Origin of the sequence: Lentzea sokolovensis, assembly GCF_033949975.1 — a bacterium.
Taxonomy (GTDB): domain Bacteria; phylum Actinomycetota; class Actinomycetes; order Mycobacteriales; family Pseudonocardiaceae; genus Lentzea; species Lentzea sokolovensis.
In genome coordinates, this window is the sequence record NZ_JAXAVU010000001.1 from 938,063 (window position 1) to 964,917 (window position 26,855).

The 26,855-nt window shown below is 69.5% G+C and carries 18 protein-coding genes; 2 read left to right on the forward strand and 16 right to left on the reverse strand.

Features of this window, described 5'->3' with window-relative positions:
* Positions 1 to 29: 29 nt before the first annotated feature.
* From SK854_RS03930 to SK854_RS03940, 3 genes are all read right to left on the reverse strand, one after another.
* Positions 30 to 527, reverse strand: a complete 498-nt coding sequence (locus SK854_RS03930; protein ID WP_319973554.1) for an NUDIX domain-containing protein — start codon at positions 525 to 527, stop codon at positions 30 to 32.
* Between the two features lie 101 nt (positions 528 to 628).
* Positions 629 to 1,333 carry an NUDIX hydrolase gene (locus SK854_RS03935; protein WP_319973555.1) on the reverse strand — a complete coding sequence of 235 codons (705 nt, stop codon included), beginning with the start codon at positions 1,331 to 1,333 and terminating at the stop codon, positions 629 to 631.
* Between the two features lie 63 nt (positions 1,334 to 1,396).
* Positions 1,397 to 1,951 (reverse strand): EF-hand domain-containing protein, encoded by a 555-nt coding sequence (locus SK854_RS03940; protein WP_319973556.1) that lies wholly within the window; start codon positions 1,949 to 1,951, stop codon positions 1,397 to 1,399.
* Between SK854_RS03940 and SK854_RS03945 the strand changes: the two genes are divergently transcribed.
* Entirely contained in the window at positions 1,931 to 3,526 is a 1,596-nt protein-coding gene (locus tag SK854_RS03945) for a hypothetical protein (RefSeq protein WP_319973557.1), read from the forward strand. The genes SK854_RS03940 and SK854_RS03945 overlap by 21 nt on opposite strands.
* A gap of 70 nt (positions 3,527 to 3,596) precedes the next feature.
* The gene (gene map, locus SK854_RS03950; protein ID WP_319973558.1) at positions 3,597 to 4,424 is read left to right on the forward strand and encodes a type I methionyl aminopeptidase; all 828 of its coding nucleotides are present in this window, start codon (positions 3,597 to 3,599) and stop codon (positions 4,422 to 4,424) included.
* Here map and SK854_RS03955 read toward each other — a convergent pair.
* The 13 genes from SK854_RS03955 to SK854_RS04015 are packed head-to-tail and all read right to left on the reverse strand — an operon-like array spanning position 4,406 to position 26,799.
* Positions 4,406 to 4,822 carry a VOC family protein gene (locus SK854_RS03955; protein WP_093588358.1) on the reverse strand — a complete coding sequence of 139 codons (417 nt, stop codon included), beginning with the start codon at positions 4,820 to 4,822 and terminating at the stop codon, positions 4,406 to 4,408. The two genes, map and SK854_RS03955, sit on opposite strands and share 19 nt — an antisense overlap.
* Complete coding sequence (locus tag SK854_RS03960) at positions 4,819 to 5,064, reverse strand: acyl carrier protein (protein WP_093588359.1); 246 nt, start codon at positions 5,062 to 5,064, stop codon at positions 4,819 to 4,821. Before SK854_RS03960 ends, SK854_RS03955 begins: the two co-directional genes overlap by 4 nt.
* Positions 5,057 to 6,910, reverse strand: coding sequence for an HAD-IIIC family phosphatase (locus SK854_RS03965; protein ID WP_319973559.1), 1,854 nt, complete (start codon positions 6,908 to 6,910; stop codon positions 5,057 to 5,059). Before SK854_RS03965 ends, SK854_RS03960 begins: the two co-directional genes overlap by 8 nt.
* A gap of 13 nt (positions 6,911 to 6,923) precedes the next feature.
* A complete protein-coding gene (locus SK854_RS03970) occupies positions 6,924 to 7,940 on the reverse strand; it encodes a 3-oxoacyl-ACP synthase III family protein (protein WP_319973560.1) in 1,017 nt (338 codons plus the stop codon).
* Positions 7,937 to 9,238 (reverse strand): hypothetical protein, encoded by a 1,302-nt coding sequence (locus SK854_RS03975; RefSeq protein WP_319973561.1) that lies wholly within the window; start codon positions 9,236 to 9,238, stop codon positions 7,937 to 7,939. The genes SK854_RS03970 and SK854_RS03975 overlap by 4 nt, the downstream gene beginning before the upstream one ends.
* A complete protein-coding gene (locus SK854_RS03980) occupies positions 9,238 to 9,465 on the reverse strand; it encodes an acyl carrier protein (RefSeq protein WP_319973562.1) in 228 nt (75 codons plus the stop codon). The genes SK854_RS03975 and SK854_RS03980 overlap by 1 nt, the downstream gene beginning before the upstream one ends.
* A complete protein-coding gene (locus SK854_RS03985; RefSeq protein ID WP_093588364.1) occupies positions 9,462 to 9,638 on the reverse strand; it encodes an MbtH family protein in 177 nt (58 codons plus the stop codon). Before SK854_RS03985 ends, SK854_RS03980 begins: the two co-directional genes overlap by 4 nt.
* Positions 9,639 to 9,647: 9 nt before the next feature.
* Positions 9,648 to 10,994 carry an MFS transporter gene (locus SK854_RS03990; protein ID WP_319973563.1) on the reverse strand — a complete coding sequence of 449 codons (1,347 nt, stop codon included), beginning with the start codon at positions 10,992 to 10,994 and terminating at the stop codon, positions 9,648 to 9,650.
* Positions 10,994 to 16,720, reverse strand: coding sequence for a condensation domain-containing protein (locus SK854_RS03995; RefSeq protein WP_319973564.1), 5,727 nt, complete (start codon positions 16,718 to 16,720; stop codon positions 10,994 to 10,996). The genes SK854_RS03990 and SK854_RS03995 overlap by 1 nt, the downstream gene beginning before the upstream one ends.
* A complete protein-coding gene (locus SK854_RS04000; protein ID WP_319973565.1) occupies positions 16,717 to 19,692 on the reverse strand; it encodes a type I polyketide synthase in 2,976 nt (991 codons plus the stop codon). Before SK854_RS04000 ends, SK854_RS03995 begins: the two co-directional genes overlap by 4 nt.
* Entirely contained in the window at positions 19,689 to 22,913 is a 3,225-nt protein-coding gene (locus tag SK854_RS04005; protein ID WP_319973566.1) for a non-ribosomal peptide synthetase, read from the reverse strand. The genes SK854_RS04000 and SK854_RS04005 overlap by 4 nt, the downstream gene beginning before the upstream one ends.
* A complete protein-coding gene (locus SK854_RS04010) occupies positions 22,910 to 26,071 on the reverse strand; it encodes a non-ribosomal peptide synthetase (protein ID WP_319973567.1) in 3,162 nt (1,053 codons plus the stop codon). Before SK854_RS04010 ends, SK854_RS04005 begins: the two co-directional genes overlap by 4 nt.
* Positions 26,068 to 26,799, reverse strand: a complete 732-nt coding sequence (locus SK854_RS04015) for a thioesterase II family protein (protein ID WP_319973568.1) — start codon at positions 26,797 to 26,799, stop codon at positions 26,068 to 26,070. Before SK854_RS04015 ends, SK854_RS04010 begins: the two co-directional genes overlap by 4 nt.
* Positions 26,800 to 26,855: the final 56 nt, after the last annotated feature.

The following is a 26,855-nucleotide window of genomic DNA, read 5'->3' on the forward strand; positions in this document are numbered from 1 at the left end:
CGGATTGTCCAGAAGTCCTCAAAGGACGTTCACAGACCCGGAAAGTGGACATCTGCCGAAGATTCCACGCGATAACGAAAGCCGAATCGGTGAGCGATCGCGTCCGAGACGATGTCACGGTGGTCGAACGCGACCGCGGCGTTCACGTCGAAGAACTCGACCAAGCCCACCCAGCGGGCAGACGCGGCGTCACCCCCTTCTCGCGGAGCCGGCGCCCCGGCGAGGTAGCCGTGGAACGCCACACTCTCGACAGCGCCGCGCGGATCACGGCCGCGAGTGCTGTATCGCCCGAACCGCTTCAACCGGTCGCGCGCCACCACGATGCCGGCCTCCTCGCCGAGCTCGCGCGCCGCCGCGTCGGCTGCGCGCTCCCCCGGTTCGACGAATCCGCCGGGCAGCGCGAGCGCACCGAGAAACGGCTCTTTTCCTCGCTCTACCAAGAGAACCGCGAGCACACCTCCCTGCTTCGTGAACAACACGACGTCCGCGGTGAGCCGACCGCGGCCGGGTTCCGTGTCATCAGCCATACCAGGAGGCTAGGTTATTGTCAGATCGACATCAAGTGGTTCGACGGCATGATTTTCGTTGAAGCAAGCCAATTGTCAAACTGACATGAACTAGAGGGATGTCAGGAACCAGCAGGTCGCGGCCGCATCATCGGCGGCGACAACGTCACCGCGCCACCCGCGCGGTACAGCGCGGCGGGCCTGCCGTTCGGACTGGGCCGCTTCGCCCCGCTCGGCTCGACGAACCCGGCGGACTCGGTGACCTTGCGATGGAAGTTCGGCTTGTCGAGGTCCACGCCCCAGACCGCCTCGTACACCTCGCGAAGCTCGCCGATGGTGAACTCGTCGGCGCAGAACGCCGTCGCGATCGTGCGGAACTGCAGTTCGGTGCGGGCCAGTTCGACGGCGTCGCGCAGGATCTCGTCGTGGTCGAACGCCAGACCGGAGCGTTGCACACCGGTCACCGGCAGCCAGTGCGCGGCGCGCGCGTCGGTGCCGGCCGCGGGCAGCGGCAGGTCGGGGGCGATGGCAAGGTAGGCGCACGTCACCACGCGCGGACGGCGAGGGTCGCGGTCAGGCGCGGAGTACACGCCGACCTGTTGCAGGTGAAGGTTTTTCGCGTCCAGCCCGGTCTCTTCGGCGAGCTCACGCTCCGCCGTCTCATCGAGACTCTCCTCACCGCGCAGGAAGCCTCCCGGCAACGCCAGCTGCCCCGCGAAGGGATCGTTGCCGCGTTCCACGACCAGCACGCACAGAACGCCGCCGCGGATCGTCAGGATCACGAGGTCGGCGGTGACTGCGACTGTCTGCCGAGGACGGCGGCTCATGGCGCGAAGCGTACAAGGCGAGCGGAGGCCGACGACGCGGACGCGGCGGCCTCCGCTCCCAGGTCAGATGCGCTGCAAGGCCTTCGGGTACAGCCAGCTTCCGGGCGTGTCCTCCGCCGGGTTCGTGTAGTAGTCCCGCACGGCCGTGACGTACTCCTGCACGCTGATCGCGCCGTCGCCGTCGGTGTCCAGGTGCCCGAACGCCGTCCTGCACTCCGCCTCGGCCAGCCCGCGCGCCTTCAGCAGCACGCCGAACTCGTCCGCGTCGACGCGTCCGTCGCCGTTCGTGTCCATGATGACCAGCAGCGACTGCACGACCTCCAGGAAGTCCATGGCGATCGGACCGCCCTCGACGAACGCCTCGATCATGGCCTCGCGGTACTCCGCTGGACCGACACGGCCGTCGCGATCGGCGTCGCAGTGGTCGGCCAGCATCTCCCAGAACCTGTCGTAGGCCTCGATCAGGTCGCGGCCCCGCTCCGAGGACGCCGGTTCGCCGAACGCCTGCAGCAGCCGGTTGGCCAGCGCGTAGATGTCCGCGAGTTCGATGACGCCGTTGCCGTTGACGTCGTAGTGGGCGAACGTGGAGTCGATCCTGTGCTGCAGCACCTGCTTCATGTTCGGAAACTGTGCTGTTGTCACTTGGGGAGCGCAAACCACGTCGCCCACCTGGGTGGTGTCGCGCAACGATTACGTCACGGCCATAACGGAAGTGAACGGGCCCGCGAATCCACGATCAAGCGCTGTCGACGACGACATGCGCCGGCCGTGCGATCGGAGGCCGTGAAAATGGAAAAGAAGACGAAGCAGAAGGTCTGGCTCGGCATTTCAGTCGTTCTCGTCCTCGCAGCCGTCGCGGTCGGCCTCTGGGTCAGCTCCGCCATCGAACCGGTGATCGAAACCAAGATCGCGTTCAACCTGGATGCGGCGAGAATGACGCTGACGGCCTTCGAACCGAATCAAATCGAGGCGTACCGGCAGTTCCAGTACCGCGACTTCTTCTTCATGATCGCCTATGGGATCGCACTGCTGGTCGCGAACTACACAGCCCTCACGTGGGAGAGCAAGAACGCGGACGGAGACACGACGACTCCCAACCGCTGGTGGCGCCTCCTGCTGCTGGTGCCTGTCATCGCCGCGCTCTTCGACCTCGTCGAAGACCTCACGATCTTGAGCTGGCTCAACGGCACCGAGCCGTTGGAATCGGCTCTGGCCGAGGCTCGACTCTTGGGCATCGGCAAATTCACGTTCTTCGCCATCGCCCTCCTCATCCCGGTGCTGCTGACCGCCCATCGCTTGCTGAAGAAGCGCGCTGTCGATGCGGAGAAGTACAAGAACGAGGACAGCGTCGAACGCACCTACCGCTCACTTCGGGCGGGGCTGGCCGCACTCGTGTTCCTACTTCTCGGAGCAGTGTTGCTGAGTGCCGTCTTGGCCGGTTGCGTGCGCGGATCCATCAGCGCCTACTACTACACAGCGCTGCAGCCGATGTTCGTGGGAACTCTGATGGCGGTCGGTGTGTGCCTCATCGTCTACCAGGGCACGACCTACATCGAGAACATTCTCCTCGACGTCGCGGGCTTCCTCGCCTTCATCGTCGCATTCGTACCGACCGCGCCCGGCGATGACAGATGCGCGGAAAGCATCATCGATTCCGGAATCATCGATTCCAACGACATCCGCTTGGACGTCGTGCAGCGCAACGTCTTCCCGCTGTTGGCCGTCACGCTCGTCGCCACGATCTGGGCACTGGTGGCGTGCCACCGGGCCACGAAGCCGGAGGACAGGCGCCACGAGTTGATCCGACTCAGGACGGGCTTGTGCGCACAGGTCGCCGCGCTGGTCTGGTTCTCGTTCTTCCACGAGAACTCACGGGACATGGCGCACGGGATCGCGGCGTTCGGACTGTTCGCCTGCATCATCGGCGTCGTCTGGGGCAACCACCTGGGCAGGAAGGGCGACCCCACCTACAAGAGGTGGCAGGGCAGGGGCGGCAGCTACTGGGTGGTGGCCGTCGCCATGGGGCTCACCCTGCTCGGCGTCGCGGTGCTCCACTTCGTCTACAAGTGGCCCATCGCCATCTTCGCCGTCGAATCCGCCCTGATCCTGGAGTTCGCGTGGTTCTGGGTTCTCCAGACCAGAGACCTCCAGGGCTACGCGAACCGCGTGGCCAAGGAGGCCGGGCAGCAGTAGCGTCGGCTGGTCGCACACCCGCCACGGGTGCCGGTATAGTTATACCGGCACCCGCTGATGGAGGAACACGTTGATCGAGCTCAAGTCGCCCGCGGAGATCGAGCGCATGCATGTCACCGGCCAGTTCATCGCGGAGGTGCTCGACGAGCTCTCCGCCAGGGCCGCGGTGGGCGTGAACCTGCTCGACCTCGAGCATCACGCGCGCCACATGATCGAGGAGCGCGGCGCCGTGTCCTGTTACTGGGACTACTCGCCCTCGTTCGGGCGTGGGCCGTTCCGCAACGTGACCTGTCTGGCCGTCAACGACGCGGTGCTGCACGGGCTGCCGAAGAGCTACGTGCTGGAGGACGGTGACGTGCTGACGATGGACATCGCGGTCACGGTCGACGGGTGGGCGGCCGACTCGGCGATGACCGTTGTCGTCGGCACGCCGCGTGAGGAGGACCTGCGGCTGGTCCGGGCCACTGAGGTGGCGCTGGCGGCCGCGATCGAGGTCGCGCAGGCCGGTAACCGCATCGGCGACATCTCCGCGGCGATCGGTGAGGTCTGCACCGGGCTCGGGTACAAGCCCAACCTCGAGTTCGGCGGGCACGGCATCGGGCGCACCATGCACGAGGCGCCGCACGTCGCCAACAACGGGCGCCGCCGGCACGGCATGAAGCTCAAGCCCGGTCTGACCATCGCGATCGAGCCGTGGCTCGCCGCCACGACCGACCAGATCATCTACGACGAGGACGGCTGGACGTTGCGTTCGGCCGACGGGTCGCGCACGGCGCACTCGGAGCACACCGTCGCGATCACCGAGGACGGGCCGTTGGTGCTGACGCGCCGCAAGAGCGAGCTGAGGCCTCAGACAGGGTCTGAGGCCTCCGAGTCGACTCAGGCGCGGTTGCCGTAGTCCACGAGCTCGACCAGCAGGCCCGTCGACGGCCCGAGGTGCGCGAACGCCACCCGCAACCCGGGCCGTCCGCCCTGGCACGGCTTCTCGTCGACGAGGATCGCGCCGCGGTCCTGCAGCGCCGCCAGGTCCGCGTCGATGTCGTCCACCTCGAACGCCACGTGGTTCAGGCCGGGGCCGAGCCGCGCGAGATGTCCGTGGACGGCGGCGTCGGGGCGCACCGGCGCGACCAGTTCGATCGATGTGGTGTCGCCGGGGCACTGCCAGAACGAGGTCGCCACGCCGTAGACGTCGACGTCGTCCTCGTAGGTGCACTTCAGGTCCATCAGGCCCATGCCGGACGCGGCGGCCTTGATGTCGTTGGTGACCACGCCCACGTGGTCGATGCGCAGGATCATCCCGACTTCTCCTGCGCGCTCGACACGGCGGCGACGAGGCTGCCGACGTCCTTGATCGCGAAGTACTCCTGCAGGTCCAGGCGCACCGCGAACTTCTGCTCGATGCCGGTGAGCAGGCGCAACGCGTCGTAGCTCGTCCAGTTGGCGAGCGCGTCGAACCGGGCGTCGGCCGAGATGTCCTCGGCCGGCAGGTCCGTCACCTGGCCCACGAGGTCCGCGACCTCCACGAAAACCTCAGACATCGGCCGACTCCCTTTCCACGACGAGGTTCGTCCACTCGGGACTGATCTGCGGCCGCGGGTGCAGCGGCAGTGCGAAACGGCCTTCCGCCAGGCGTTCGAAGCCGGCGTCCGGGTAGAACGCGGCCGCGGCCTTGTTCCGGTCGGTGGCCGCGAAGTCGGCCTCCAGCCGCACGGCGCCCGAGGACGCGGCGCGGTCGGCGATGTGCTGCACGACGGTGTGCTCGACGCCGCGGGTGAAGACCCGGCAGCTCATCACGAAGTTCTCGACGAGCCAGTGGTCGTGGTGCTTCGACACCCAGACGCCGCCGACGATGCCCTCTGCGCCGAACCGGTCCGCGACCTCGAAGACCAGCACGACGTGGTCCTCGGACGCGGCCATCTCCCGCGTGCGGGACTCGGCGTGCGAGGTGCCGATCATGTTGAACTGGTTGGTGCGCTGGCCGAGCTGGACGAGCCGGGGCAGGCTGAACTCGTCGGCCTCGCGGACCGAGACCTGGATCTCCAGGCTGCGCAGGTAGTCCTGCACCGAGCTGAACGAGCCGGCGAACTCGGTGCGTTCGGCACGCGCCTTGTAGAGCTGGGTGCGATCGCGGTCGGTCGCCGTGGTGGTCAGCACGTCGAACGAACCGTTGCGCTGCAACGCCGTCACGTGGTCGGCCGGGTCGCCGTTCAGGTGCACGACGGTGACCTCGGGGATGGAGCCGCGGACGAGCTGCGTCTCGAACGTGCTGTCGTCGGCGAAGACGAAGCTGTCCAGGCCGAGGTTGAGGCGGCTCGCGAGCCCGCGGATGTTGTGGTCCTTGGGCTGCCAGTCGACCGCGCTCGCCGCGATGTCGGCAGGACGGATCACCATGTCCGGGTGGCCGGTCAGGACCTCGTCGACGATCGCGGCCTCGTTCTTGCTGGCCAGCGCCAGCACCACGCCCTGCTTGCGCAGCTGGACGGCACGGCGCTGCATCTCGCGGAACGCGTTGCCGGGGTACATCGAGCCGATCTGGATGCCGCTCGGGCCGTCGTCGCCGACGACGCCGCCCCACAGCGTGTTGTCCAGGTCGAGCACCAGGACCTTCTTGGCGAGGCCGAGGAACGCGCGGCAGAAGTTCGCGGCTTCAGCGGCGTAGACCTGCTCGACCTCGGGCGTCCAGGCCGCGCTGGCGAACCGGTACAGCCGTTCGTCGCGCAGCCGGGCCGGGGCGTCGACCAGGTACGCCTCCAGGTCCAGCGCGTGCACCTGGTCGTGGCGCAGGGCCATGCCGAGCAGGTCGCTGTTCAGGTCGCGCCACGCCCGGCCCAGTGCGGCCCTGCCGTCGAACGCCACGACACCGCGCATCTCCACCGGCGACAACGGCACGGTGTGCACGAGGACAGCGCTGCCGGAGCGTTCGGTGAAGCCGCGAACCAGGTTGTCGAGCATCGAGAAGCGGCCGCGGATGTTGTTGTCGAACGACTCCACGTCGTCCCATTCCGCCGGCACGAACCAGTCGTCGTGCAGCAGGCAGAGCGTCACCTGCGGTTCGAACGACGCCAGCGGCGAGTCGGGGCTGCTCAGGTCGACGGCCAGCTGGTCGAAGCCGGACACGTGGATCTCCGGCGCGATCCCCTTGCCCAGCAACGCGACCCGCAGCAGCGGCGCGACCCCGGACGCGGTGAACGTGCCGGTGATCGCGATCTTCACCGGCTTCAGCTTCCCCAGCAGCCCCGCCGGTACCTTCGCGAGCAGCCGTCCGGCTTCCAGCAACGCCGGAACGTCCTTCAGCTGCTGGAGATCGGTCAGCAACGCCGGGTCGGCGGCGGCGTCGGGCTTGGTCAACTGGCGGATCCGCGCCAGGATCTCTTTGGTCTCCACGGTGTTCTCCCCCTCAGATCGCCAGAAGCGTGCACAGCCAGTGCATGCCGCTGGCCGTGCTGGTCAGTGCCACGACGTCGCCCTCGGTGAGCTCGTCCGTCGTGAGGTAGTGCTCCAGCGACATCAGCTGGTCGGCGCACCCGACGTGCCCGTACGCCTGCGAGACCTCGGTGTTCGTCCACTCAGGCCCCTGGTCGAGGTCCTTGGCCAGCAACGTCATCGCCGGCACGCTGTCGTGCAGGTGCAGGAGCTTGCGCAGGTCGCCGGGTGTGATGCCGGCCCGCTTGCAGGCCCTGCGCACGACCTCGTGGTTGTTCGTGCGGATCGTCGAGACGAACTCGAACATCTTGCGGATGTCGCCCGCGAAGAACTCCTCGAGCCGCTTCTGCGGGCTCTTCACGCCGACGTCCGACTGCCCCGCGAACGGGCGGGCCGCGGCACCGACGTCCATCATCATGAAGTCGGCGTACCGGCCGTCGCTGATGATCTCGGTGTTCAGCCACCGGTTGCGCGGGTGGTCGCGCTGGAGGACGGCCGCCGCCGCGCCGTCGGAGAAGATGCTGGTGTTGATCTCCATCCGGTTCCAGTACGGCTCGCACACCCGGTTGGCGCCGATGATCAGCGCCGTGCGGTAGTCCGGGTGCGTGGCGAACTTGCCGGCGACGACGTCGAACGCGGCCACTCCCCCGCCGCACGCCTGGGTCAGCAGCACGTTCTCCGACCCGTGCGCGCCGATCTTGGCCTGGGTGGCGCCCGCGGCGTCCCAGTACAGGTGCTCGGACAGGTCGGACATCGCCAGCACGATCAGGTCCACCTCGTGCGGCTGGACACCCGCGTTGCTCAGCGCCTTCGCACCGGCTTCCGCGGCCAGGTCGGTGAGCCCGACGCCGTCCTTCGCGCGGTGGAAGGTCTGGTAGCCCCAGCCGAGCACGCGGTCGACGTCGGCGGTGTAGCCGGCGGCGGCGGACGCCACGTCCACGGGATCCCCGAGAACGTGGCCGAGCGACATGATTCCGAAGTGGACGGTCACGGGATCTCCTCGATTCTGGCCCCGGCGTCCGTCAGGAATCCGGCGGTGATCTGGTTGTGCGGGGTGCGGCGGTGCCGGAAGGCGATGTCGCCGCGTTCTTCGCGCAGTCGCTGGAGCACGACGTCCTCGACTCCCTTGCCGAGCACGACGCAGGACAGCGAGAACACGTCCACGACGCCGTCACCGGTGATGCCGACCGCGCCGCTGACGCCGTACTCGCCGAACTTGTCGCTGACGCGCACCGCGAACACCTCGCGGTCCTCGGACAGGTCGAGCTTCTCGGTGCCCAGCGTGAAGTCCTTGGCCCTGGACACGACCTCGACGACCTTGGCGGCCGACTCGGGCCCCACGGGCCGCAGGTCGACCTCGACGTTCAGGCCCGCCATGAAGTCGTCCAGCGAGACCGTCTCCCTGGCGGTGCGCCGAACCCGCCGGACAGCGGTGTCCGGGGCGGGGAGGCGGTCCAGCAGCCCGGACCGGACGAGCTCGTCCCGCCACGCGTCGGGCTTGGCACCCAGCCGCAACAGGACCGCGGACTCGGCAGGGACACCGGCCGCCACGGCCAGCGCCGCGACCTCCTCCGTGCCCGTCCGCACCACGACCCTGGCCCCGGACTCGCGCAGCCGGTTCACCGGCTCGTCGAACTCGGCGACCGAGTCCTGGTCCACCACGACGACCCGCGGCGTCAGCCCGTACACGGCCCGGAGCACGCCGGCGAGCTGAGCTCCCAGCTCGCCGAACACCGCCTCGGTGTACGGGATCTTGGCGAACTTGAACATCGCGGCGTGGTGGGCCTTGGCCGTGCCGACCGCGCGGATCGCCTGCTCGGCGTCGACCACCCAGGCGTCCGCACGGCCCGCCAGCTCGGCCCGGATCGCTTCCCTGACCTCGTGGGCCACGGCGGCCGTTCCCGCGGCCCGTCCGTCGTCGAGATGCCCGAACGCCCGTTCCTCCGGCACCGCGGGCAGCACGACGACCAGGAACGACTTCCAGCGCCGGGCCGCCGACAACGCGGCGTCGACCGCGGTCTGCAGCTCGTCACCGAGTTCCTCGAACCGGGGAGCCACCACGAGCACGTCGGGCCTCGCCAGCGCCATCGCCGACGTGTCGTCCAGGCACTGCCGCACGATCTGGTTGAACGGCGCGGTGCTGAACGAGACCGGCAGTCCGGCGTCGTGCAGTGCGACGCCGACGTACGGCATCAGCGGGTCGATCGTGTAACTCGCCAGCAGCCCCACGCTCACGACTGGGCGGACTTCGGTCTTCGCGATCTCCTGCCAGCGCAGACGCACGTCCATCAGACCTCGACCCCCTTGGCCCGCAGCACTTCCCGGACGTCCCGGACGGTGCGCGCGTCGGCGATCTCCTCGTAGTCGAACGACAGTCCGTAGGCCTCCTCCAGCATCACGATCAGCTGGATGTGCCGCATGCTGGTCCAGCTCGCCAGCGTGTCCTGGCCGGCGTCGTCGGTGACGTGCGCCGGATCGACGTCCAGCGCTCCGGCCACCACATCGGTGAACGTCATGACCTTCCTCTCAGGCTGAGCGGGCGCATGTCCGTCCACACGCGACCGATGTGCGCCAGGCACTCGTCCTTCGTTCCGCTGACCCCCGCGTCGCGCCACCCCGGCGCGTTGTCCTTGTGCGCGGGCCAGAGCGAGTACTGCTCTTCGTCGTTGATGACGACTCGATGAGTCATGTCGGCTCCTCAGTCGGCCAGCGCGGGCTGGCGGTCGAGCGGCTTGGCTTCCGGCTCCGGCTCGTGGTCGGGGACGAGGGTCTCGACCTCGCGGACGTTGCGGCTGAGGAAGCCCGCGACACCGACACCCGCGCCGAGCACGCCGACCACCACGAACAGCAGCCCGATGCCCGAGCCCGGTCCGGTGCCGACCAGCCAGCCGAACGTGTCGGCCAACGCGGTGTCACCGCGCATCGCCGGTTCCAGCACCTTGTCCACCAGCGGACCCGCCGCGGCGAAACCGATCGGGACCGACAGGTTCTCGAAGAAGTTGCGTGCCGCGAAGACCCGGCCCTGCACGGCGGGGTCGACCTTCTCCTGCCAGATGGTCTGCGCGAGACCGTCGATGAACGGGATGGTCAGCTCCACGAAGAACATCGCCGCGGCCCAAGCGATCAGGCCGTCACCGACGCCGTAGAGGATCCGGCCGACGATGCTGAACACCAGGATCGCGCCGAGCACCACCAGCATCTTGCGCCGGGGCGGCTTCATGAAGGCCAGCAACGTACCGCCGAGCACACCGCCGACCGCGCCGATGCTCTGCACCAGGCCGAGCGTGCCCTCGTCGCCCAGCGTGCGAGCGAGGACCAGCGGCACGATCAACGCCCAGGCCAGCGCGGCCAGGAGACTGATGGAGAACAGCACGATCTGCACGGCCAGCAGCGGCGGCCGTTCGACGATGTAGCGGAACCCGAACACGCAGTCCTGCCAGAAGGTGGTCTTCTCGCGGTCCTGCCCCGGCACCCGCGGGATGGTCACCACGAGCACCGTGATGATCGCGGCCACGTAGGTGAGCCCGTCGATGAACAGGATCAGCTTGATGCCGGTCAGTCCGAGCAGGGTGGCGGCGAACGCCGGCGCGAAGATCACCGGGAAGCTCTTGACCGACCACATCATCGCGTTGGCCCGCAGGAACTTGCCCTTCTCCATCATCAGCGCGATGGTCGCCCCGAACGCCGGGCCCTGGATCGCGAGCAACGCGCCGGTCAGCACGTTGACGAGGTAGAGGTGCCACAGCTGGGTCGAGTCCGTGAGGAACAACGCCAGCAGGATGAACGTGACGGCGATCGACCCGATCTCACTGACGATGATCGACGTCTTGCGGCTCCACTTGTCGATCAGGCTGCCCGCGATCGGGCTGAACAGGACCGTCGAGCCGAAGCCGCAGAACATCATCAGCGCCATCGCGGTGGCCGAACCGGTGTGCTGCCACACCCAGATGCTGAGCGCGAAGTTCGTCATGCGGGTGCCGAGCGCGGACAGCAGCTGTCCTACCCACATGATCGTGAACGCGCCGAATCCCGAAGGCTTGGGCATTACCTCATCCTGTTCTGGTCAACGAGCCGGCGAAGCAGCTCTTCGATGTCGCCGAGCATCCGGCGCGCGGTCTCGGGCAGGTACATCTCGGTGCCGTAGTTCATCTCGACGCGGATCCGGCCGTCGACGAGCGATCCGACGACGTCGATCCGGCCGGGCCAGACGGTGCCCTTGTCCTGCAGGACACCGAGTTCGGACTGGCACAGGTCGAACAGCTCGTCGGCGCTGGAGAGGTCGGTGAACCCGAACGCGCCGGCGTAGTTCACGGTCAGCTGCGGGTTCGGCGTCTCCAGGCGTTGCCGCACGGCGGGATCCGGGTTGTTGTAGCGGAGAAGGCCGTAGCCGATGCCGTTGACCGGCACCTGCCTGAGCTGCTCGGCCAGCGAGACGATCGCGGCCGTGTCGCTCACGTCGGGCAGCGTGAGCCGGACCGGGTACATGACCTGGAACCAGCCGACCGTGCGGGACAGGTCGAGCCCGTCGAACAACGCCTCCCGGCCGTGTCCCGTGGTCGCGATCGTCCACTCAGGACTGCCGGACCGGTCGGCGGCCATCCGCACGGACGCCCACACCAGCAGGTCGCTCACGCCGACCTGGTGTGCCTTGGCCAGCTCGCGCAGGCGCGCGGTGGTCTCGGCGTCGATCGTCGTGTGGATGTCCTGCATGACGCCGAACGTGTTCCGGCCGGGCAGGTCGGCGGTGATCTCCTCGCTTCCCGGAGCCTGCCGTTCCCAGTACTCCAGCTCCTCCAGCGGCTTCGGGCCGCGGGCGTACTCGTCGATCTTCAGCGCCCAGTCCCTGAACGCCGTCGTCTTCGAGCCGAGGTCGGCCTTCCGGCCCGCGAGGACCTGGCGCAGCGCGTTCTGGAAGTCCTCCAGGATCAGGCTGCGGGAGATGCCGTCGGTGACCAGGTGGTGGCAGATGACCATCACGCGGTCGGGCTCGTCCCCGCCGAGTCCGAAGTGGACGACCTTGGCCAGCGGGCCGTTCGCGATGTCCAGCGTCGGGTGAACCTCGTTGAGGTGGTCCTCGATGGCCTGTTCGCGGTCGGTGGCGCCGGAGACGTCGAACGACACGAACGGCATCGCGCCCTCGACCGGGCCGTGCGAGGCGTGCCAGTCGATGCCCTCACGCCGGAACCGCAACCGCATTCCGTCGTGGTGGGCGACCAGCGCGTTCGTGGCCTGCTCCAGCTGCTCCGGCGTGGCCGGCACTCGCAACTGGAGGTAGTAGGGGTGGTTGAAGTGGGCGGGCGCGACCATCGACGTCGCCAGTGCCTCGAAGAACCAGCGCTGGGCACCGGTCGCCGGAAAGTCGCCTTCGACGGGTCCCTGGTTCGCGACCTGCTGTGGTGCCGCCGAAGCGCACAGCTCGGCGATGGTCCGCTTGGCGGTGAGCTGAGCGGGCGTGAACTTGATGCCGGCCTGGTTCGCGAGCCACACCACCTGGATCGCGGTCATCGAGTCGCCGCCGAGCGCGAAGAAGTCGTCGTGGACGCCGACCTCGGACAGCTTCAGCACCTCGCGCCACACGGCCGCAAGCGCTTGCTGCTCCTCGGACATCGGCACTCGCAGCAACTCGGCGATCGTGCGCTTCGCGGTGAGCTGGGCCGGCGTGAACCTGATGCCCGCCTGGTTCGCCAGCCACACCACCTGAATGGCGGTCATCGAATCGCCGCCCAGCGCGAAGAAGTCGTCGTGGACGCCGACCTCGGACAGCTTCAGCACGTCCTGCCAGACGGCCGCGAGCGCGCGTTCCTCGTCGGTGCGCGGGGCTTCGGTCGTGCTCGCGTCCTCCGGCAGGTCGCCCGAGTGCACGAGCCGGGCGAGTGCGGTGCCCAGCACGACGTCCTGGTCGCCCTCGTCCGTCAGCAGGTCGACGACGGACACCGCCGGGAAGCGCCGGGCGAGGCGGTCGGTCGCGTGACCGAACACGCCGGGCCACGGCTTCTCGTCACGCTGGGACGTGGCCAGCACCGCCAGCCCCGAGCCCGTGCGCCCGGTCCACCGTTCGATCGCCGAGCACAGCCGGGCGAAGGCGTTCTCGAACTCGCCGACTCCGCCGTCGAACAGATCCTCCCAGCGCAGCACCAGCGCGGTCGTCTCGCGTTCCACACCGTCGAGCCCGGCCTCCGGGTCCAGCAGCGGTCGCAGGACCTGACCCGCCGGCGTCGTGCGGATCGTCATCGGCAGGTCGAGCCTGTCCGCCCACGTCGACAGCACCGGCAGCACACCGTCGAGCGGTCGCGACGACACGATGCTCATCGGGCAGCCATCCACAGTGGACTCGACTCGCTCGATGACGATCTGCGCGTCCGGTGCCTCGACCAGTTCGGTGAGCTGCGCGACGAACGACTCCAGCAGCTCGTCCGCTCCACAGGGGGTGAGCAGGTCCGCGCTGTACTCCAGGGTCGCGGCCAGCTCGCCGTTCTCGGTCGTCAGCGTGAGGAACAGGTCGAAGTCGAGGCTGGTGACCGGCACCTCCAGCGGCACGAGATCGAGCCCCGGCCACGACATGGCCTCGTCGGGCAGGTCCGCGTAGTTGAAGGCGCACTGGTAGACCGGGTGCCGCCCCTTCTGCCGCGGCAGCACGTGGGCGACGCTGGAGAACGGCACGTCGGCGTGCTGGTAGCCGTCGACCATCGAGCGATGAACCCGTTGCAGGATCTGCCGGAACGTGAGGCGCCCGGCCAGGTCGACGCGGATCGGCAGCAGGTCGGTGAAGCAGCCGATCAGGTGCTCGACCTCGGGCCGCGGCCTGCCCTGTTGCGGCACGCTCAGCACGACGTCGGGCTGGGCGCTGCGGCGGTAGAGCACCACCGCGTACGCCGCGAGCAGCGTGGCGAACGGCGTGCTGCCCTCGGCGCGGGCCAGTTCCTTGAGCGCCTCCGCGACCTCGCCCGGCACCTCGGACGACGTGCGGCGCGTCTCGTTGCGCTCGGGACGTTCCGCCGGCACCTCCAACTGTGACGGGGCGTCGGCGAGGTAGTTGCGCCAGTGGTTCAGGTGCGGTTCGAGCGCGTCCTCGGTGAGAAGTTCCTGTTGCCACGCCGCGTAGTCCGCGTACTGGACCGCCAGCTCGGGCAGGTCGCCCTGGGCGTAGCAGGCGGACAGCTCGGCGAGCAGCACGCCCCAGGACGTGTTGTCGCAGACGATGTGGTGCATGCCGAGCAGCAGGTGGTGCTCGTTCGCACCGGTCCGCACCAGCCGTACTCGCAGCAGCGGCCCGTGCTCCAGGTCGTACACGTGGTTCGTGTGCTCGACCAGGAACTCTTCCGGCGAGCCGACGGACTCGGGCAGCCAGCAGTCCATGTCCGGGTGCACGACCATGACCGGCCGGCCGCCCTGCTCGGCGAACGTGGTGCGCAGGATCTCGTGCCTGCGCACGACTTCCGCGACCGCACCGCGCAACGCCGGAACGTCCAGCGAGCCGCGCAGCAGGACCGCGAACGTCGTGTTCATCCTGGTAGTGGTGGTGTCGAGCTGGGTCGCCGCCCACATGCGCTGCTGGATCGCCGACAGTTCCAGGGTGCCGGTGCGGGAGATCGGCGACAGCGGATGCCCGGTCTCCCGCGGCTCGTCGACGAGCGCGGCCAGTGCCTCGACGGTCGGGTGGGTGAACAGCGCGTGCAGCGACACGTCGACGCCGAACTCGGCGAACACCTTCGACAGCAGCTGCGTCGCGAGCAACGAGTGGCCGCCCAGTGCGAAGAAGTCGTGCGTCACGCCGACCTCGTCGAGCTTGAGCACCTCCCGCCACACCTTGGCGAGGCGTTCCTCGGTCTTCGTGCGTGGTGCCACCGGAGGCGTGTCGATCGCGACGGCCCTGATGGCGGGCGCGGCGCGGTCGGCCAGCGACGCCGGGTCACCGAGCGCGGTCTCCAGCAGGTGCAGGCGATCCGCGCCGGGGTGCAGCTTGCGGGTCAGCAGGATCGCCAGCGCGGCGAACATCTCCTGCGTGTAGGGGACGTGCCCGAGCTTGTCGGCCTGCGGGTCGAACGTGCCGCTGACCGGCAGTGCCTTGGTCCAGTCCGCGAACCACACGGCGTGCACGCCCTCGGTCTGGTCCGCGAGCACGGCCAGCCGGTCGTCGAGATGACCGAACGTCTGCTCGGACGGGCACACGACGAGGAACAGCGGCGCCTGGGACCGTTGCCGGTAGGCCGCGACCGCGGTCTCCAGGTCCTGCCAGTTCGCCTCCACAGCGTCGCCGTGCCGTCGCCAGTCCTCCCAGCGCAGCAGTACGACGTCGGCGAGCCTGCCACCGTCACCGGCGAGCAGGTGCTGCACGATCTGCTGGTAGGGCGCCAGTTCGACGTCGACGGGCAGTCGCAGCACACCGTGGAGCACGTCGAGCGGCTCGCGCACGGGGTCCGCGGTGAACGTGGCCGCGATCGAGATCCGTTCCCTGTTCCTCAGCGGCTGCCCCGACACCAGCCCGGACAGCACGGTGAGGAACTGCTCTCCCAGCTCGCTGACGGTCTCGCCGAGGTAGAGGTCCGCGTTGTAGCCGAGGACTCCGCGCAGTTCGCCGTCCACTCTGGACAGCACGACGAACAGGTCGAAGTCGGTGAGGCCGTTGTCGACCTCGAACGGGCTGAACTCGACACCGTCCGCCACCCGTGCGGCCGGCGCCTCGGTGAGGCTGAGCATGGCCTGGAACAACGGGTTCTGGCTCGGGTCGCGCGGCGGGTCGACGGCCTCCACCACTCGCGCGTAGGGCGCGTCCTGGTGGGCATAGGCCTCAGTGATCGCGCGGTGCGTGCCCCGGATGACCTCGCTCGCGTCACCGTCCAGATCGACCCGCAGCACCAGCATGTTCGCCAGCGAGCCGATCATCGTCTCCAGCTCTGGACGCCCGCGACCGCTGACGGGCATGCCGAGCAGCACCCGTTCCTGCCCGATCAGCGCCGCGAACCCGCTGAGCACCACGGCGTTCAGCGACACTCCGAGCTCACGAGCCTTCGAGGCGAGCCGTTCGGTCAGATCCTTCGGGACGACGAAGTGGTGCCGTCCGCCGGTGTGCGTCTGAACTGCCGGGCGCGGCAGGTCGGACGGCACGGTGGACCGCGCCGGGCTGTCGGCGAGCTTCTCCCGCCAGTAGGCCAGGTGCTCGTCCATCACCTCGTCGGTCAGCCTGCGTCGTTCGGCCGCCGCGTGCCGACCGAACGACGTGGTCAGTTCGGGCAGCGTCTCGCCGCCGTAGTAGGCGACGAGGTCGGCGCCGAAGACCTCGGCCGATGCCGCGTCGAACACGATGTGATGCGCGGTCACCAGCAGGAGGTGCTCTTGCTCGCCGAGCACCACGAGCCGGAACGCCACCAGCGGACCGGCGCTCAGGTCGAACACGTGCCGGGCGTGCTCCAGCGCGATCTCCTGGGCCCGTTCGGGGTGCTCCGACAGGTCGGTGACCTCGATGGCGATCGACACGTTGTCACGCACCCGTTGCCGCAGCTCGCCGTCACGTTCGAAGAACGTGGTGCGCAGCGCGGAATAGCGGTCCACGACCCGGCCGACGGCCAGTTCGAGGGCGGTGCGGTCGAGCGGCCCGGTGAGCCTGAGCCCGAACGGGATCGCGTAGGCGGGGTTGCCGGGGTCGAGGCGGTCGAGGAACCAGAGCTGTTCCTGGGTGAACGACACCGGCTGCGAGCGGTCGGCGTTGCGCAACCGCAGTGCGAGAAGTTGTCGCTGCTCTTCTGTCAGCGAGCTGGTCAGGTGGTCTGTCATGACTGGGAGATCTCCTGGGCGTCCCGCTCGCGGTCCAGTTCGGCCCGCAGCTCTTCCGGTGACATGTCGCGGATCTCGGCGAGCAGCCGGGCGAACTCGTCGTCCTGCGCCGGCACGGCCTCGGCGCGCAGCTGGTCGATCCTGGCGGCCAGCTTCGAGGGAGTCGGTGCCTCGAAGATCGCGGCCGCGGGCAGCCCGACGCCGAGCTCCGCCGTGATCCGCGCGAGGATCTGCGTGGCCAGCAACGAATGCCCGCCCAGCTCGAAGTAGTCGTCGTTCGGGCCGATGCGCGCGATGCCGAGCAGTTCCTGCCAAATGCCGGTGATCACGGCCAGGTCGCCGCCCACAGCGGTGTCGGCCGTCTGCGGCAGCACCTCGATGACTTCGATCTCGCGCGGTGTCGTACCGGGAAGATCGACCCAGTGGCGTGCCCGCTCGAACGGGTACTGGGGCAACGGAACCCGGCGCCTGCGCTCGTCCGCCGTCAGTGCACCGAGATCCACCTCGGCACCGGCGATCCACAGCCTGCCGGCCGCGGCCAGCATCGTGTCGAGGTCGTGCTTGTCCTCACGCGGGTGCCTAAGCGACCCGAACGCGGCACTGCCGGCCAGATCGTGCTGGCGCGCCAGCGTGGTCAGGACGTTGCCCGGCCCGACCTCCAGCACGTTCACCGGTCCATCGGCGAGCATCGCCCGCAGTCCTTCGCTGAACCGCACGGCGGCACGGGCGTGCCGGGCCCAGTAACCGGGCTCGGTCGCCTCCTGCGCGGTGATCCACGTGCCCGACACGTTGGAGATGAAGGGAATCCGCGGCTCGCGCAGCTCGACCTGGCTCACCAGCGCGGCGAACTCGCCGAGCATCGGGTCGATCATCGACGAGTGGAACGCGTGCGAGGTGTGAAGCCGGCGGCTGGTGACGCTCAGCTCCGCCTCGAACCTCTCGATCGCCTCGAACGTGCCCGCGACCGTGCTCATGTTCGGCGCGTTGCTCGCCGCGAGGCACACGTCCTGGGGCAGCACCAGATCGTCGGCACCCAGCGGCACCGACAGCATGGCGCCCGCGGGCAGCGCGTCCATCAGCTCACCACGTGCCGTGACGAGCTTCAGCGCGTCCTCCAGGGAGAACACCCCGGCCAGGCAGGCCGCCACGTACTCGCCGACGCTGTGCCCGAGCATCGCGCTCGGCCGCACACCCCAGTGCTCCCAGAGCTTCGCGAGCGAGTACTCGACCGCGAACAGCGCGGGCTGGGTGTACTTCGTTCGGGTCAGCCGATCGGCGTCGGCGAGCACCTCGTTCAGGTCGAACGGCAGCAGCGCGGCGCACTCGTCCAGCGCGGCGCGGAACACCGGCTCCTCGTCCGCGAGCTGGGAGGCCATGCCCGCGTACTGGGAACCCTGGCCGGGGAACAGGAAGACGGTGTCGCGCCGGTCACCGGAGCCGGTCCACGCCTCCGAGAGAGCGGTGGCGGCGTGTGCCGTGCTCTCCCCGCCGCCCACGACAGCGGCCATCCGGTGCCTCAGCACCCGCCGCCCCGTCCTCAAGGTGTGCGAGACGTCCGCGAGCTCATGGCCTCCCGTGGCGAGGTGCTCGGCGAGCTGCTCACGGCTCTCCTCCAACGACTTCTCGCTCGCGGCCGACAACACCAGCAGGTGCCGTGACCTGCTCGGCGGCATCGGTTCGGGCGACGGCGGCTCCTCCAGCACGGCGTGCGCGTTCGTGCCGCCCATGCCGAACCCGCTGACCCCGGCGCGGCGCGGTCCCGACCCAGGCCACGGCAGGGGCTCGCGGTTGACGAAGAACGGGCTGTTCTCCAGCCCGGTCTCGGGGTTGGGCGCGGTGAAGTACGGACTCGGCGGCACCACACCGTTCTGGACGGCGAGCGCGGCCTTGACGAACCCGGCGACTCCGGCCGCCGCGTCCAGGTGACCGATCAACGCCTTGACCGAACCGAGCGCACAGGCCTCGGGCGGGCTGACGAACGCCTGCGTCAGCGCGGCCACCTCGATCGGGTCGCCCAGTGGGGTGGCGGTGCCGTGCGCCTCGACGTAACCGATCGTCGAAGAGTCCACTTCGGACAGATCGTGCGCGGCCCTGATGACGCGGGCCTGGCCGTTCACGCTGGGAGCGGTGAAGCCCACCTTGTCCGCGCCGTCGTTGTTGACCGCGGTGCCCTTCACGACGGCGTAGATCGTGTCGCCGTCGGCCATCGCGTCCTCCAGGCGGCGCAACACCACGGCGGCGACACCGTTGCCCGCGACCACGCCGTGCGCGTCGGCGTCGAACGGCAGGCAGCGCCCGTCGGCGGCGAGGATGCCGCCCTCGGTGTGCTGGTAGCCCTCGTGCACCGGCGGCCTGATCGACACGCCGCCGGCGAGTGCGATGTCGCAGTCGCGGCCCAGCAACGCCTGGCAGGCCACGTGGATCGTGACCAGCGACGAGGAGCACGCCGTCTGCACGGTGATCGCTGGCCCGGTCAGATCGAGGTGGTAGGCGACGCGGCTGGCGAGCGTGTCCTTGTCGTTGGCCAGCAGCAGGTCGAGCGGCTGCAACCCGCCCGGCACCGCGGGGTTGTTCCACAGGTGCCGCAACAGGTAGGTGTCGATGCTCGCCGACGCGTAGACGCCGACGTCCTGCCCGCCGCCGAGGTGCCCGGCGTGTTCGAGCGCGTGCCAGGCGCACTCCAGGAACACCCGCTGCTGCGGGTCCAGCACGGCCGCGTCACGCGGGCTGTAGCCGAACAGCTTGGCGTCGAAGTACTCGATGCCGTCCAGCGCGCCACCCATGGGTACGAAACCCGGCTCCGCGCGCCTTTCCGCGGACACACCCGCGGCGTCGAGCTCCTCGTCGGTGAAGCGGCGCACGCCGGCCTCACCGGCGAGCACGTTCGCCCAGAACTCATCCACAGTGGACGATCCGGGGAAGCGGCCGGCCATGCCGACGACCGCGATCTCCAGTCCGGTGTACTCGGTCACTTTCTCCCCCTTGCCAGCAATGCCTTCCGGCCGCCGACGGCCCGCGTCTCCACCTGGCCGCTTCCGTCGAAATGAGCGGCGAGCGCTCGAACAGTCGGGTAGGTGAACAACGTGACCGTCGGCACCTCCCGTGCGAACAGCTCGGCCAACCTGCTCCGCGCCTTCACCAGCAGCAAGGAGTTGCCGCCCAGGTCGAAGAAGTTGTCGTCGGCGCCGACCCGGTCCATTCGCAGGACCTCGCGCCAGACGTCGGAGATCGCGCGCTCGGTCTGGTTGCCGGCGGGCACCACGACCCGTTCGGTCCGCACCGCCTCCGGCTTCGGCAACGCCCGGTGGTCGAGCTTTCCGTTGGGGTTGCGCGGAATCGTCGGCACCTCGACGAACGCCGAGGGCACCATGTACTCGGGCAGCCCGCGCCGCAGGTGCGCCCGCAGCTCCGCACCGTCGATCCGGCACCCGTCCGCGGCCACCGCGTAGGCGACCAGCCGCACGTCACCCGGCACGTCCTCGCGGGCGATGACGACCGCCGCGCGCACCGAGGGGTGCTGGCTCACCGCGGTCTGGATCTCGCCCAGTTCGATGCGGTAGCCGCGCAGCTTGATCTGGTCGTCCATCCGCCGCAGGAACTCGACCTGCCCGTCCGGAAGGAACCGCGCGAGGTCACCGGTCCGGTACAGGCGGCCGGCACCGAACGGGTCGGACACGAACCGCTCGGCCGTGAGCTCCGGCCGGTTCAGGTAGCCGCGGGCGACCTGCACTCCGCCGAGGTACAGCTCCCCCGGAATCCCGACGGGCAGCGGTTCCCGGTTCTCGTCCAGCACGTAGGCCGTGCTGCCCGTGATCGGACGGCCGATCGGCAACGGGCTCTCCGTGCCGTCGCACTCCGCGGCGGTGATCCAGATGCTCGCCTCGGTCGGCCCGTAGACGTTGACGAACCGGCGGCCCGGTGCCCACGCGGCGGCCACCTCGTCCGGGCAGGCCTCGCCGCCGGCCATCAGCGTGCGCAGGCCGGGCACCAGCGCCGGGTCGGTCAGCCGCAGCACGGTCGGCGGCAGGCAGGCCATGTCGACGCGCTGCGAGGTGATCGTGCGGGCCAGGTCGGGGCCGGGCTGCAGGTCGTGCTGCGCGGCCAGCACCACGGTGGCGCCCGAGCGCAGCGTGACCATGATGTCGGCGACGGACACGTCGAAGCTGAACGACGCGAACTGCAGCATCCGGTTGCCGGGGCCGATGCCGAGCATCCTGGCCAGCTCGTCCGCGAGGTTCACCACGCCCCGGTGCGGCAGCATGGCGCCCTTCGGCTTGCCCGTCGACCCGGACGTGTAGATCACGTACGCCAGGTCGTCCGGCTCCACGGTCCGCCGCAGGCGCGCGTCCGGAACGCCCGAGAAGTCGGTCTCGTCCAACGGAAGCGTCGGCACACCGGGAAAACGCCCGGCCAGCGCCGCCAGCGTCACGACGACGCGAAGGCCCGAGTCGGAGACCATGTACGCCAGCCGATCCGCCGGGTACTCCGGGTCGAGCGGCACGTAGGCCGCTCCGGACTTGAGCACACCCTGTTGCGCCACCACGAGGTCCAGCGACCTCGGCAGGCTGATGCCGACGAAGTCGCCACGGCCGATTCCGCGTGCCCGCAGAAGGTGCGCGAGCCGGTTCGCCCGCTCGTCGAGCTCGCGGTAGGTGAGCCGCTGGTCCTCGAACACCAGCGCCACGGCGTCGGGCGTGCGGTCGGCGGAGGCCTCGGCCAGTTCGTGCACCAGCACGTCGTCCAGTCGCGCGGAGGCCGGTGGGTTCCAGTCCTGAAGGATCTGCGCGCGTTCAGCGGTGGTGATCATCGTCAGGCGGCCGATCGGGCACGACGGGTCGGCGAGACCGGAGCTGAGCAGCATCTCCAGGTGGCCGAGCAGGCGGCGTGCGGTCGCGGGCTCGTACAGCGCGCTGTCGAACTCCAGCAGGCCGGTGATCCCGCCCTCGGTGGACGTGACGCCGAGTTCCAGGTCCCACTTCGCGGTCCCGGAGTGCGACGCGACCCGTTCGACGGCGATACCGGGCAGCGCGAAGATCTCGTGCTGGCTGTCCTCCATGCCGACGATCGTCTGGATCACCGGCTGGTGCGCGGTGCTGCGCGGCGGGGCGAGGGCCTCGACGACCCGTTCGAACGGCAGGTCCTGGTGCTGCTGCGCGGCCAGCGTCGTGTCCCGCACCTGGTGCAGCAACGACCGGAAGCTCGCGGCGGAGTCCACACCGGACCGAATGGCGACGGTGTTGACGAAGAAGCCGATCGCGTTCTCGATCTCGGCCCTGCGGTTGCCGACGTTGGTGCCGACCACGATGTCGTCCGCGCCGGAGTAGCGGTGCAGCAGGACGTTCCACGCGGTCAGCAGCACCATGAACGGCGTGACGCGCTCAGCCAGGCAGAACGCGTCGAGCCGCTCCTTGAGCGCGGCGGGCCAGGCGAACTCGACGGCACCACCCCGCATCTTCATCACGGCCGGACGCGGGTGGTCCGTCGGCAGTTCCAGCACCGGCGGCACCCCGGCGAGCTGCGCGGTCCAGTAGTCCAGCAGCCGGGCGCCGTCCTGACCATCGAGCCACTCGGCCTGCCAGCGGCTGAAGTCCAGGTACTGCGTCGGTGCCGGGCCGAGGTCACGCGACTCGTAAGCGGCTCGCCACTCGGCGAACAGCAACTGGGTGCTCCAGCCGTCACAGACGATGTGGTGCATCGAGACGAGCAGCAACGCGTCGGTCTCGTCGAACACCACCAGTTCGGCCCGCAGCAACGGCCCATCCGCCAGATCGAACGGTTCCTGGGCGGCCTCAGCGGCACGAGCGACCGCGAAGCCATCGCGGTCGACGACGTCAACGTGGGTCACGACCAGCGAGAACTGCGGCTCCGGCAGGATCACCTGCCGCGGGTCGCCGTCGAGGTCGAGGAACACGGTCCGCAGCACCTCATGCCTGCGGCCGATCTCCAGCAGTGCGGCCGCCAAGGCAGCGCTGTCCACGGTTCCGCGCAGCCGGAAGGCGTACGGCACGTTGTAGACGGGGCTGCCGGGGTGCAGCTGGTCGAGCAACCACAGCCGGCGTTGCCCGGACGACACCGGGTACACGCCGAAGTCCTCACCCCGTTCGGCGAGCTGCGCGAACACGGCCGCGCGCTTGTCGGGATCCAGCGCTTTCAAGCGCCGCAACACGTCCTGCACGACTTCCCCCTCTTTCACAGATCGAGCAGGTCGGCGACGGAGAGCGAGGACCTGGCCTCGGCTCGGATCGCACCGACGGATACGGGTGTGGTGTCACGCAGGCGATCGACCTCGGTGGCGATGCCGGCGACGGTCGGGTGGTCGAACAGCGACCGCATCGGGAGCCGGACCCCCAGTTCGCCCTCGATGCGCGAGAGGATCCGGGCGGCCTTCAGCGAATGGCCGCCGAGGTCGAAGAAGTCGCTGTCCCTGCCGATCGACTCGGCGCCGAGCACCTGCCGCCACAGGTTCGCGACGGCGACCTCGGTGAGCGTCTGAGGCTCCTCCAGCACCTCTGCGGCGATCTCCGGGTCCGGCAACGCCCTCAGGTCGAGCTTTCCGTTGCGGGTCAACGGCAACGCGTCCAGCGGCACCAGCGCGGACGGCACCAGGTAGGTGGGCAGCGCGTCCCGCACGTGCCGCATCAGCTCGTCGAGCTGCTCCTCCGCCGGCTGCTCCAGCACGACGTAGCCGACCAGGCTCACGTCCCCGGCGGCGTCCTCGCGCGGTACGACCACGGCCTGGCGGACGAGCCCCGACGAGTGCAGGCAGGCCTCGACCTCACCCGGCTCGATCCGGAACCCGCGGATCTTGACCTGGCGGTCGGCCCGTCCCAGGTACTCGAACGTCCCGTCGGGCAACAGCCGCGCCAGGTCACCGGTCCGGTACAGCCGCGCGCCGGGCTTGCCTCCGAGGTGGTCGGGCACGAACTTCTCGGCGGTCAGAGCGGGATTGCCGACGTAACCGCGGCCGACACCGTCACCGCCGACGCACAGCTCGCCCACGGCCATCGGCGGTACCGGCTCCAGGTACTGGTCCAGCACGTAGAGCTGCGTGTTGCTCAGCGCGCGCCCCAACGGGATGCGGCCTTCCGCGCGCTCACACTCGTGGCTGGACGCGAAGGTCGTGGTCTCGGTGGGGCCGTAGCCGTTCACGACGTGCCTGGGACCGCCGGGATGCGCGATCAGCGTGGCGATCGCGTGCTCATCCGGCTGTTCGCCGCCGAACACGAAGTAGCGCAACCCCGACAACGCGCCGGGCATCTCCCGCGCCACGTGCATCGCGACGGAGGTGGTGAGGAACAACGTGTCGATCTCGTTGGCCCGCAACCACTCCCCCAGCGCCGCCGGGTCGAGCGCGACGTCCTTGGGCAGCCCGATCAGCCGGCCGCCGTTCAGCAACGCGCCCCAGATCTCGAACGTCGCCGCGTCGAACGTGGTCGTGGACGCCTGCGCGACCCGGTCACCAGGCGCGAAGTCGACGTAGTTCGTGTCTCGGACCAGCCGGACGACGTTGCGGTGGCTGACGCACACGCCCTTCGGCATGCCGGTCGAACCGGACGTGTACATCACGTACGCGAGGTCGTCCGCGACCGAAGTCCGTTGTGGACGGTCAGCGGGACAGGTGAGGACCATGGCCGACAGGTCGACCAGCTCGACGCCGGACAACTCGGCGGACCGGTCCGCGAGAACGACAGTCGCGGAAGCGTCGGCGCACAACGCCTGCAGGCGATCGAGCGGGTAAGCCGGGTCGAGCGGAAGGTACGCGCCACCCGCCTTGAGCACGGCGATCGCGGCGACGATCCAGTCCACGCCGCGGTCCATCAGGATGCCGACGGGCGTTCCCGTGCCGACCCCGAGCGTGCCGAGGTGCGCGGCCAGCCGGTTGGCCCGCTGGTCCAGCTCCGCGTAGGTGAGCTTCACGCCGCCGAACTCGACGGCGATGTCGCCGGAGTACCGGTCGACGGTCTGCTCGAACAGCTCGACGAGCGTCGCGTCCGCCGGATAGGCCGTCGCGTTCGCGTTGAGGTCACGGACGATCCGGCCGCGCTCATCACCGGACAGCAGCGAGAGGTTGGACAGCCGCACGTCGGGTGTGGTCGTGAGCTGGCCGAGCACGGTGGCGAAACGCTCGGTCAGGTCGACGACGTCGGCACGCCGGTAGAGCGCGGTGCGGAACTTGACCCAGCCGCGCATCTCGCCGCTGCCGGAGTCGGGCAGCTGCAGTTCGAGGTCGTAGATCCCCTGATCACTGGTGCCCTGGGTGAACGTGAAGACGCAGCCACCGGCGGCCAGCGGACCGGCCAGCGGCGGCGGGGACGCGAAGACCACCTGGAAGATCGGGTGCCGGTCGACGTCACCGGTCTGCCCGAGCGCCTCGCAGACCTGGTGGAACGGCGCGTCGCGGTGGTCGAGCGCGTCCAGCACGGTGTCGCGGACGACGTCCATCGCCTCGCGGTACGTCGGGTCGGAGCCGAGCCGCACGCGCAACGCGAGCATGTTGACGAAGTAGCCGACCAGGTCGTGGGTGTCGGCGTGCTCCCGTCCGGCGGACGGGGAGCCGACCACGACGTCCGACGAGCCGGTCAACCGGTGCAACAGCACGGAGAACGCGCTCAGCAGCACCATGAACGACGACGACCGGTGCGTGCTCGCCGCGTGCCGCACCGCGTTCGCCAGCTCCTCCGGCACGACCAGCGGCAGTGCCTCGGCGGCGAAGTCGGGCTGGGCCGGGCGGGTGCGAATCCCCGGCAGCTCCAGCGGTTCCGGCAGGTCGGCCAGTTCCGAACGCCAGTGCTCGACCTCTCCGGCCAACGGCGCGATGTCGCGGAAGGCGACCGAAGGCCGGGGCAGCGAGACGTCCGCACCGTCCACCGCGGCCTGGTAGCAGCGCGGCAACTCGTCCTGGATCACCGCGACGGACGCGCCGTCGATCGCGATGTGGTGAACCAGCAGGACGAGCTGATGGCGGTCCTCCTCCAGGCGCAGCAACACGATGCGCAGCGGCAGCCCGCTGGAGATGTCGACGCGGCGGGCGAGTTCGGCCGCCACCAACGCCTCCGCGCGCGCCGAGCGTTCGGCGGGAGGAAGATCACGCAGGTCGCGCGTCGCGATCGACACGTGCGCTTCCAGCGCGATCTCCGGTACGAGCTCGGTGCCGACGAGCCGGTAGCTGGTGCGCAACGGTTCGTGCCGGTTCACCACCGCGGTCAGCGCGGCGGCGAGCGCGTAGGTGTCCAGCTCGCCGGTGATCTCCACGTACACCGGCACGGTGTTGAACGTGGCGTCCGGCGCGAGCTGGTCGGAGAACCAGATCTGCTGCTGACCGCGGGTGGCCGCGGGGTGCTGCTGGGTCACTGCACACCTTCCCTGGCGGCCGCCGAACGCAGGACGCTCGTCACCGCTGCCGGATCGTCTTTGAGGTAGAAGTGGCCGCCGGGCCGGACCACGAGGTCGAAGCCCGCGACGGTGTGGTGCTGCCAGGCGGCGACGTCGGCCACGCTCGCCAGCGGGTCGTCGGTGCCGGCGAACGCCGTGATGGGCACGTCGATCACGTCCCGCGTGCCGTGAAACCCGGCGCACACGGTCAGGTCGGAGCGCAGCGTCGGCAGAAGCAGGCCGAGCATCTCCTTGTGCGCCAGCAGGTCCGCGGGCACACCGCCGAGCGTGGTCATCCAGTCGAGCAGACCGTCGTCGTCGAGCAGGTGCGGCTCGCCACCGAACGCCAGGTGCGGGGCCTTGGCCGCGGACACGAACAGGTGCTCGACCTGGTCGCCGAGCCGGCGCGCGACGTCGAACGCGAGCAGCCCGCCCATGCTGTGGCCGAACAACACCAGCGGTTTCGGGACCTCCGCGCGGATCGCCTCGGCCAGTGGCGCGGCGATCAGCGCCGCGTCGGTGACCGCGGGTTCGCCGAACCGCCGTTCCCTGCCCGGCAGCACCGCGCTCCACAGCTCGACGGAATCGCCCAGCAGGTCAGGCCAGTCCCAGAACGCCGACGCACCACCGCCGGCGTACGGAACGCACACCACCCGCAGCGCCGCCTTCGGCCGAGGCCGAGGACAGATCAGCCAGCTACTCCCCACCCGTAACACCCCCGTGTTCCTTCACCGCGAGGAAGTTACGAAGTGCCCCTTAGCGC